At 69.4% G+C, this 5,625-nt stretch carries 5 protein-coding genes and 2 pseudogenes; 2 read left to right on the plus strand and 5 right to left on the minus strand.

Translation table 11 applies throughout. The features are described 5' to 3' along the window. The coding region (locus VF106_RS10870; RefSeq protein WP_330839502.1) for a DUF4383 domain-containing protein at positions 1–411 on the plus strand (411 nt) is incomplete at its 5' end. Between the two features lie 363 nt (positions 412–774). Here the strand turns inward: VF106_RS10870 and VF106_RS10875 are convergent. From VF106_RS10875 to VF106_RS10885, 3 genes and pseudogenes are all read right to left on the minus strand, one after another. After that, on the minus strand, positions 775–1,107 hold the full coding sequence (locus VF106_RS10875) for a PepSY domain-containing protein (RefSeq protein WP_330839503.1): 333 nt from the start codon (positions 1,105–1,107) through the stop codon (positions 775–777). A gap of 57 nt (positions 1,108–1,164) precedes the next feature. Beyond that, a complete protein-coding gene (locus VF106_RS10880; protein WP_330839504.1) occupies positions 1,165–2,502 on the minus strand; it encodes a sensor histidine kinase in 1,338 nt (445 codons plus the stop codon). Then, positions 2,495–3,179: pseudogene (locus tag VF106_RS10885) on the minus strand (response regulator transcription factor). Before VF106_RS10885 ends, VF106_RS10880 begins: the two are co-directional and overlap by 8 nt. 643 nt (positions 3,180–3,822) lie before the next feature. Between VF106_RS10885 and VF106_RS10890 the strand changes: the two are divergent. Beyond that, positions 3,823–3,960, plus strand: coding sequence for a lasso RiPP family leader peptide-containing protein (locus VF106_RS10890; protein WP_330839505.1), 138 nt, complete (start codon positions 3,823–3,825; stop codon positions 3,958–3,960). A gap of 239 nt (positions 3,961–4,199) precedes the next feature. Here VF106_RS10890 and VF106_RS10895 read toward each other — a convergent pair whose 3' ends face one another. Both VF106_RS10895 and VF106_RS50865 read right to left on the minus strand, forming a co-directional pair. After that, positions 4,200–4,469, minus strand: coding sequence for a hypothetical protein (locus VF106_RS10895; RefSeq protein ID WP_330839506.1), 270 nt, complete (start codon positions 4,467–4,469; stop codon positions 4,200–4,202). 445 nt (positions 4,470–4,914) lie between these two features. Continuing rightward, positions 4,915–5,614 (minus strand): annotated as a pseudogene (locus VF106_RS50865) (GvpL/GvpF family gas vesicle protein). Positions 5,615–5,625 lie beyond the last annotated feature (11 nt).

Below are 5,625 nucleotides of genomic sequence, written 5' to 3' on the forward strand. Positions count from 1 at the left end.
ACCCAAGACACCGGACTCGACACCGTCACCGCCCTCGGGCTGACATTGAACCCGTACCAGTCCTGGGTCTACCTGGACGCCGGCCTCCTCGGACTGCTGTGGGCCTTCACCTCGGCCACCGCCCGCGCCTTCGCCTGGCTACTCCTCCTCGGCGGCGGACTGCTGTTCACCTGGGGACTCACACTCAACGGCCTGATCGCCGCCAACCCACTCTCCCAGCTCGGCGACCCACTCGAACTCACCGTGACCGACGGCTGGTGGCACCTCGTCATCGCCATCGTCGGGTTGCTACTCGCCATGAGCCCCGCCCACAAAGCAATACACCTACACCGCCCCCGCGTCGCACCCACTCCCAGCCCGGACATGCCGACGTCCGCCCGATCAGCGCTGCCGCCACCATCCATGGCCTAGTGCCTCGCCCCTCTGGTCGACACCTACGGCGCCGGCCACCTGGTCGCCCTGACCAAAGTCTCGGAAAGGTTTCCCCTTCACCGTCGTGGAGTCGATGTCCACCGGCAGGCCACAGGTCTGCATCAACCAAGTGAGGCGGGAGGACCTGGTCATGGGACCTGCTTCTCATGGTGACGTCGCTGCCCGCGAAAGGCCTTCACAACGACATGTTTCACACGTCGCCACAACAGCCGGCATGTCGTCCTCCTCGTCCTCTATGGACAGCCGCTCAGAGCAAGGAGCGGCCCGTCTCCTCTCCAGTGCTCTGAGACGGGTCGCTCCCCCGCTCGCCCGAGCACGAGCAGACTGGCCAGCGCCCAGCGCTCACCGGCCCTCATCGGTGTCCGCCTCGGTGTCTTGCATAGTGCTCAGCACGTGGAAGTCCGCGTCGAGGTGCACATCGACCTGTCGGCCGTCGGCCAGGGTGACCTCTACCTCGTAGTAACCCTCCTCGTCCCCGACCTCGGTCTCGGTGACCCGCCCCCCGTGGGTATGCGCCAGCGCCGCCCGTTCGGCCTTCTCCAGCGCCGGGCCGCTGATCGGCCGGTCGCCCACGTCGCCCGTGTCGTTGTCCTGCTGCCCGGCCGCGAGCGCGAGGCCGGCGCCACCGATGGCGATACCGGCCGCGACGGCACCCACGATGATCACGCGTTTCATGCCCATCTCCTGTGGAGTTCCTTTGTTTGGGCATCACTGTGCGCCGCGGCTGCTGAACTACTCCTGAACGGCGGGGAGGGTGACCGTCACCCGGGCGCCGCCGAGCGGAGCGTCCGCGATCGCAACCCGCCCACCGTGTGCGGCAACCAGTTCCGCGACGATCGCGAGCCCGAGGCCACTGCCGCCCTCGTCCCGCGCGCGGGCGCCGGCCAGCCGGACGAACCGGTCCAGCACCCGCTCCCGGTCCCCGGCGGGGATGCCGGGTCCGTCGTCGTCGACGGTCACGGTCACCGCCCCGTCCCGCACGGCGATGCCGAACGCGACGGTAGCGGCCGCGTGCCGGGAGGCGTTGTCGGCGAGGTTGCGCAGCACCCGGCGCAGTCCCGCCGGGTCGCCGAGCACCCGGCCGGCCGTCACACCAGCGGTGTCCACCCGTACCGCCGGGGGCCGGGTTGAACGGAGCCGGTCGGCCTCGGCGAGCACCAGGTCGTCGACGTCCACCGCGACCCGCCGCAACGCCAGCCCGGCCTCGTCGGCACGCGCGAGCAGCAGCAGATCGTCGATCAACCGCTGCAGCCGCAACGCCTCCGCGTGCACCGGCTCGGCGAGCGCCTCGACGGTGACGAGGTCGGGGTGTCCGAGCGCGACCTCGGTGTGCTGGCGGATCGACGCGGTCGGTGTGCGCAGCTCGTGGGAAGCGTCCGAGACGAACCGACGCTGCGCGGCCTGGGCGCCCTGCAGCCGGGCCAGCATCCGGTTCATCGTGCCGGCCAGCCGGGCGATCTCGTCGCCCGTGGTGGGTTGGGGCACCCGCCGGTGCAGCTCGGCCGCGGAGATCGCGTCGACCTCGGCGGCGATCGCGGCCACCGGGGCGAGCGCGCGGCCCACCACCAACCATGTCGTTCCGCCGACCACGACCAGCAGCAGCGGGATCCCGACCGCCAGCAGCTGGACGAGCAGCTGGGTCGACTCCAGCGCGTCGGACAACGCGCGTGCCACGACCACGGTCCGCCGCCCGTCCGGGGTCCCCGTCGTCGCGGCGACGGCGAGGAACACGTCCTCGTCGACCGGTGTGTGAACCTCCACGGCCTGGCCCGGCCCCGGTTGAGCCACCGCGGGCCGGCCGGTGACGTTCTCGCTCGCGGCCACCACCCGGCCGTCCCCGTCGAGGACCTGGATCAGCTGCTCATCCGGCTCGCCGACCGCCAGGCTCGGCACTCCGCCGGCCGACAGCACCGCGGCGATCTCACCGGCCCGAGTCTGCGCGGCGGAGCGGACGTTGCCGGTCAACGTCGAACGGACCACCAGCACCAGCACGACCGCGCCGAGCACCAGAGCCGCCCCGACCACCGCGACCGCACCGGCCGTGGTCCGGACCCGAACCGTGCTAGCCACCGACGTCAGCCCCGGGCTTACCACTGACGAGCCGGTAGCCGGCGCCGCGCACGGTCTCCACCACGCCGGCGCCGAGCTTGGTCCGCAGCCGCCGTACGTACACCTCGACGATGTTCGGGTCGCCGTCGAAGTTCACGTCCCACACGTGCTCGATGATCTCCAGCTTGCTCACCACCTCACCGGCCCGGCGCAGGAGGAACTCCAGCAGGGCGTGCTCACGTGTGGTCAGTTCCACCTCGGCGCCGCCCCGCCACACCTGCCGCGACGCCGGGTCCAACCGCAGTACCCCGGCCTCGAGGACGGCCGGCCGCGGCCGGGCGCCCCGGCGCAGCAGCGCACGCAGCCTGGCGAGCAGGACCGCGTAGGAGAACGGCTTGGTCAGGTAGTCGTCGGCCCCGGTGTCCAGGCCCTCGACCTCATCCCACTCGCCGTCCTTCGCGGTGAGCATCAGGATCGGCGTCCAGTTCCGCTCCGCGCGCAGCGTCGCCGCATACCTGGTAGCCGTTCATGCCGGGCAGCATGATGTCCAGCACCAGCACGTCGTACGGATTCTCCCGGGCCAGCCACAGCCCCTCGACCCCGTCACCGGCCACGTCCACGGCGAAACCCTCGGCCTCCAGCCCACCACGCAGCGCCGCGGCCAGCCGCCGCTCGTCCTCGACCACCAGCACCCGCACGCCACACACTCTCGCCGACCAACCGAGCCTGCCCGACCACGGCTGACACCCCGCTGAACGCTAACCCGCCGACCACCACGCCGGCATCTCCTCTCACACACCAGCGGTGTCACAGCGCTGCTAGGTCGGTCGAACCACACAAGCCTGGTCCGATCGGGTGTCCCTGCACCTGCTCGGGCCGCTCGCACCGTACGACTTCGTCGCAGCGAAGCCCCGGGACCCTGAGCAGCGGACCGACCTGGTGGCCCGATAGTCCACAATTTACAGACGAGAATCGGCGTGGGCGGACCTGTGGATGACGCGGAGCGGAACGATCGGGCTGCACCACGAGACCGGCAGGGCCCTTACCTTTGCTGCGTCCGCCGATGCGCCTGTCCTAAGAGGACGGCACGGTCTGGCGCGACATCCAAGATCATCATCGCGCTCGGTCAGACGGTTCACACCTTCACGCGGCGCTGACGTGCGTTTCCGTGGCCACGTCGGCGCTGATGGTGATCGCAGCCGAATCGGACTGTGGTGGAGCATTCCCGGTCCGTGATCCGCCGAGTGGGTTCTGACGGGACCGGTAACAGCGGCGGCGATGAAAACGACCTTGGAAAACAAGCACTCTGTCGTGGTCCACAGTCGACAGAACGGAGACCGGATGAAGAACGAATACGTACCACCCACGATCGAAGAGATCGGGTCACTGCCGGAGTTGACGCTCGGAGGGTCGGCGGGTAGCCGGCTTGACGCTGACTTCGCCGCGGGCACGCTCTTCGGTGAGCTGACATTCTCCTAGCAGTCACACGGTGGTGAGGTCCTGCGCCAGCAGTCACTGACACCATCCCGCGCGCTGGGACGGACTCCGAGAACGATTCCGAAGCCCGCCCCAGTCATCCCGGACACGTGGCACCCGAGGCCCATGTCCGACTGTCAGCAGGCAGCGTCTGGAGATCGCGACCCCGCGCGGTCCTCGGACCTGCCTGCTGACGTGCGTGATGCCGGCCGGCGGAGGGCTTTGCCTGCCGGAGTTGGGTGTCAGGCGCGGGCCTCCCAGGTGAGTGTGACGGGAGGTGTTGAACCGCCTTGCGCGCAGCTCGGGGTGCTGGCCGAGCTGATCTGGATGCAGTTGGTGCCGGTTGCGCCCGGTGTCGCGTTGGCGACCGAGAACAACCGACCGGTGCTGTCATCGGCCAGGTTCAGGGTGGTGGCCGAGACACCGTTGCCGGTGTTCGAGGTGGTGTCGGAGAAGGCCGCGTCAGACGCCTGCCAGACGACGCCGCTGCTGAGCAGCAGGCCGGCGGCCACGGGCACCACCAGTCCAACTCATGGCCAGAGCTTTCTCATACCGCTGTCTCCCATCGAACACGGCCAGGGACGCAGCCGCACACAACGTGTCTGCGGCATCCACAGTGGACCGCTACATCGAAAGGCAATCGGCGCGCCGATCGGTGTGTCCAGTGATCTGGGGTGATTAGAACGTCAAGAACGCCGCACCCGGAAGGTGACCTACCCGAAGCGGTGACCCCTCGGCGAGCCCGCAAGTGCGTGACACGTGATCTGGGCTGAAGAGACGCTCGCCGGACAGTCCACTGTGCACTATGCTGGCCGTAGCGGCTTGCTCCCAGTGACCCCCAGGCTGGTTGAGCAAGCCGCTCTCATGGTAGCCGCCGGCGCGTGAGAGCGCGCGGCAACAACCGTGCCGTTGGCCGTTCTCAAGGCCGCTGTGCTACGGGAGCGGTTCCTGGTTGTTTCAGCGTTGCATCGCCACGAAGTCGTAGGGTGCGAGCGGTCCCAGCAGCCGCACCGACACCCGACCGGACCACTCATCTTCGATTCGGCCGATCGCCGACGCCAGGTCGGCCTGCCTGGCCAAGTCGATCAGGCAGGCGAGGTTCACCGCGTCCTCATGGTGCGTCGGCGCACGAACACTCACCCGGGCGCCGAGATCGGTCAGCGCCCGCAGCACCGACCGGTTATCCGTGTCGCGTTTGGCCGCGATGGCGGCGGTGATCCGTTGACCGGTCGCCACTCGTTCGTGGTAAGTCTTCCCCGCAGGCTTTCGGTGGCGTGTGCCGGCTGCGCGCCAGTTTCTGGTCTTCGGTCACGATCTCCCGCAGCACCGCGGACCGCTCATACCGGCCCTTGATCAGGAACTCCGCCTTGCCGTCGATCCTCTCCAGGGCCGCGACGAACTCGTCGTGGTGCTCGGCGAGCAGCTCGTCCGCCACCGCGACCTCCCCGGCCATCACCGCACCGAACCGCAACGGCAGCACCGGCGCATGCACCACGACCGCGTCCACCAGCGCCGCGTGCGCGGTCAAGTCCTGCGCCGTGCCCAACCGCTTCGCCGGGTCGATCAGACTGATCAACGCCGCGACCTCACCGTGCCGGACGGTGAGCACGTCGTACGGCGGATCCCCCACCCCCCGAGCATCCGGCGTGGTCTCCACATCCGACGGCA

It is taken from the genome of Actinophytocola sp., from assembly GCF_036378875.1.
GTDB lineage: Bacteria > Actinomycetota > Actinomycetes > Mycobacteriales > Pseudonocardiaceae > Actinophytocola.

Bases quoted from the DNA above. Each gene is read 5' to 3' on its own strand.
- VF106_RS10875 (WP_330839503.1), bottom strand. From the start codon at position 1,107: ATGAAACGCGTGATCATCGTGGGTGCCGTCGCGGCCGGTATCGCCATC.
- VF106_RS10890 (WP_330839505.1), top strand. From the start codon at position 3,823: ATGAAGAACGAATACGTACCACCCACGATCGAAGAGATCGGGTCACTG.